This window comes from Streptococcus mitis, from assembly GCF_003942775.1.
Classification (GTDB): Bacteria; Bacillota; Bacilli; order Lactobacillales; family Streptococcaceae; genus Streptococcus; species Streptococcus mitis_CN.
Genome location: NZ_RJNX01000018.1, coordinates 1 through 3,367, shown reverse-complemented (window position 1 = coordinate 3,367; position 3,367 = coordinate 1). Strand labels below are relative to the sequence as shown.

General features: G+C 36.9%; 1 protein-coding gene. It reads left to right on the top strand.

The features are described 5' to 3' along the window. Window positions 1-3,367: DEAD/DEAH box helicase family protein (locus D8848_RS10580; RefSeq protein ID WP_142999028.1), on the top strand; the 3,367-nt coding region annotated here is incomplete at both ends.

Below are 3,367 nucleotides of genomic sequence, written 5' to 3'. Positions count from 1 at the left end.
AAAGTATGAAACAGAACGTTTAACTCTCAAGAGCTTAGTAAGCAAATCAGAATACTCGACCATGAAACAAAGTTCTCTCACAGCCTATTATACAGACCCAATGATTATTCGCCAGATTTGGCAAAAATTACTGGCTGATGGTTTTGAAGGAGGAAGGATTTTAGATCCTTCTATGGGGACTGGGAACTTCTTTGCGGCGATGCCTAGAAGTATACGAGAGAGGTCAGAACTCTATGGAGTTGAATTAGATAGTGTGACAGGCGCAATCGCAAAACAACTCCACCCCAATACCCATATTGAAGTGCGAGGATTTGAAGAAGTTCCCTATCAAAATAATAGTTTTGATTTAGTCTTAACGAATGTTCCTTTTGGAAATTTTCGAATTGCCGATAAAAACTATGATAAACCTTATATGATTCACGACTACTTTGTCAAACACTCACTTGATTTAGTAAGAGATGGAGGACAAGTTTCGATTATCTCTTCTATCGGGACAATGGATAAGCGGACAGATAATGTCTTACAAGAGATTAAAACCAACACTCATTTTTTGGGGGGAGTTCGTTTGCCGGATACGGCTTTTAAAAGCATTGCAGGTACTCGAGTGACTACAGACCTCCTCTTCTTTCAAAAGGATCAAGCAAAGAATCTTAATGAGGAGGAACTTGTCTTTAGTGGCTCTATTTCTTTTGAAGAGGATAAGCGTGTCTGGATCAATCCTTATTTTGATGGGAAATACAATACACAAGTTTTGGGTCAATATGAGGTACGTAATTTTAATGGAGGAACCCTCAATGTTAAGGGGGTATCAGAAACATTAGCTACTGACATAATGGAAGCATTAGAGAATGTAGAAGCACCTAAACAAATTGACAATTCTTTGAAAGCACCTGTTTTTATCCAAGAAGAAGTGGATAATTCTATCCCAAGTCGTATACGTGAGGACTTAGCGCTCTATTCTTTTGGATATGAGGGTAATCAAATTTATTACCGAGATACGCATGGTATTAGAAAAAGTTCAAAAGTAGACGAAATTAGTTATTATGTAGACGAGAAGGGAGATTTTAAAGCATGGGACAGTTCTTTGTCTGAACATAAAATAGATCGATTCGTACAACTTCATTTGACAGATGAGGAAGCACTAGATGTTTACAAGTCAGAAGAAGCGAGTAAAAGAGGGAAATATAAGGGACTGTTCAAAAAAACTGTATTTTATGAAAGCCACTTATCGGATAAGGATATTAGTCGTATTAAGGGCATGGTTGATTTGAGAGAGACCTATCAAGCCTTAATTGAAATTCAACGTCATCCAGATTATAGTCGGACAGATTTTCAGGTATTACTTAGTAAACTCAATCATGACTATGACCGCTTTGTAAGTCAATTTGGATACTTGAATGCCTCAGTCAATCGGAACTTATTTGATAGTGACGATAAGTATTCTTTACTAGCAAGTTTAGAAGATGAATACATTGACTCTAAAGATCAGAAAGTAAAATATAAAAAATCTTTAGCCTTTGAGAAAGCATTGGTTAGGCCAGAGAGAGTAATTGCAAGAGTTTCAACGGCTTTAGATGCCTTAAACTCCAGTTTATCGGATGGTAGAGGGGTTGATTTAGACTATATGGTATCAATTTATCCCGAACATAGCCAAGCTGCTATTTTAGATGAGTTAGGAGACCAGATTTTAATGGATCCAGAAAGTTATTTAAGAGGAGAAAGAAAATATCTTTCTAAGAACCAATTTTTATCAGGAGACATTCTCAACAAGATAGAAGTAGTTCAACTATTAGTGGAGGAAAACAACCAAGAATGTGACTGGTCCCATGCTTTAGATTTGTTAGAATCTGTTCGTCCTCCACGGATTCATCTGGCAGATATTGAGTTTAAAATAGGGTCACGTTGGATTCCTCAATCCGTTTATGGTAAATTTGCCTTTGAATGTTTTACCAATCGTGAATTTGAATTATCTTCGCCTGATGTTGAACAAGTCATTGAAGTGAATCCTGTCGATGGGCAGGTTCATTTAAGGACATCATTTGCTTATCGCTATCCAAGTGCAAAAGATAGTAGTCTTGGAGTCAGCGGGTCACGTTATGATACAGGAAGAAAGATTTTTGAGAATTTACTTAATTCGAACCAACCGACGATTACCATGACTGTTACGGAAGGAGAAAAGAAAAAGACCATCACAGATTTGGAAAAAACCTCTGTTCTAAGAGCAAAAGAGCAGCATTTACAAGAACTCTTTCAAGACTTTGTCTCACGGTATCCAGAAGTCCAACAAGTCATTGAAGAAAGCTATAATCGTCTTTATAATCGAACGGTTAGTCGAGAGTATGACGGTAGCCATCTAGTCATTGATGGCTTGGCACAAAACATCAGTCTTCGTCCTCATCAAGAGAATGCCATTCAAAGAATCGTAGAAGAAAAAAGAGCCTTATTAGCTCATGAGGTAGGTTCAGGAAAGACCTTGACCATGCTTGGGGCTGGGTTTAAATTAAAGGAGTTGGGGATGGTTCATAAGCCCTTGTATGTAGTACCTTCTAGTTTGTCTGCTCAATTTGGCCAAGAAATCATGAAATTTTTCCCTACTAAAAAGGTCTTTGTGACCACTAAGAAAGATTTTGTGAAGGCGAGAAGAAAACAATTTGTGTCACGTATTATTACAGGAGATTACGATGCCATTGTCATTGGGGATTCTCAATTTGAAAAAATCCCTGTCAGTAAGGAAAGACAGATGAATTATATCGAGGATAAACTCAATGAACTACGAGAGATTAAAACACATTCTGAAAATAAGTATACTGTTAAAGAAGCAGAGCAATCAATAAGTGGTCTAGAGAAACAATTGGAAGAACTGCAACGCTTCAATCGTGATAGTTTTATTGATTTTGAGAACTTAGGAATTGATTTTCTCTTTGTGGATGAAGCACATCACTTTAAAAATATACGTCCCATTACTGGACTTGGAAATGTAGCAGGGATTACCAATACAACCTCTAAGAAGAATGTGGATATGGAAATGAAGGTTCGACAGATTCAGGAAGAACATGATTTTAAAAACATTGTCTTTGCGACAGGAACACCTGTTTCCAATTCTATTAGTGAGTTATACACTATGATGAACTACATTCAACCAGATATCTTAAAACGCTATCAAGTTGATTATTTTGACTCTTGGGTAGGTGCTTTTGGAGAAATTCAAAACTCTATGGAATTAGCTCCTACAGGGGATAAGTACCAACCTAAGAAACGATTTAAAAAGTTTGTCAATCTACCTGAGTTGATGAAAATCTATAAAGAAACAGCCGACATTCAAACACAAGATATGTTGGATTTACCTGTTCCAGAAGCTCATATTATC